The organism is Photorhabdus sp. RM96S (assembly GCF_042879335.1).
In the GTDB taxonomy this organism is placed as follows: Bacteria; Pseudomonadota; Gammaproteobacteria; order Enterobacterales; family Enterobacteriaceae; genus Photorhabdus; species Photorhabdus kayaii.
The window spans coordinates 1-539 of sequence record NZ_JBHFKT010000167.1; the positions used below are offsets into that span (position 1 = coordinate 1).

The following is a 539-nucleotide window of genomic DNA, read 5'->3' on the forward strand; positions in this document are numbered from 1 at the left end:
TTCCAGCTCTTGCGCCGCCGTGCTGATGTAGTTCTGACGATGCCGCGCATGGTACATGTCCAGCGTATCCACATGGAACAGGCCGGACGTTTCATCCCGCACCTGCACATTGACTTTCATCACATCCGGCACCGGGGATTTTTTCATCCCCCGTATCCGCCAGACCCGGGGCCCGCTTTTCATCACCAGTTCACCGCAGGCCGTGCGCTCACAAGGCACGGGGGCAACAGTCAGCTCTGGTGGGGCGGCTAAGGCAGCCGGTTTAGCCACATCTGCATTGTGAGGCTTTTCCGTCATATCTGACGAGACGGGCCGCTCATGACTGAACACCGCACCTGGTGCCGTTCCCTGTCCCAACCAGACCGCCTGTTGCAGGGCCAGCCCCAGCGCATGTTCGGCGTTGCCACTTTTGACGGCATAGTCATTGACATCCATGCCCGGCGGGAACTGCACCCGCCATGCCTCGATACCGGCTTCCAGTAAATCAGCCGCCACACTGGCCGCGCCACGGTCTCCGGCCTCGTCCCGGTCAAAGGCAA

Annotated in this window: 1 protein-coding gene; it reads right to left on the reverse strand. The window is 61.2% G+C overall.

What is annotated here, in order from left to right; genetic code table 11:
* The coding region (locus ACGF49_RS24780; RefSeq protein ID WP_387493393.1) for a toprim domain-containing protein at positions 1-539 on the reverse strand (539 nt) is incomplete at both ends.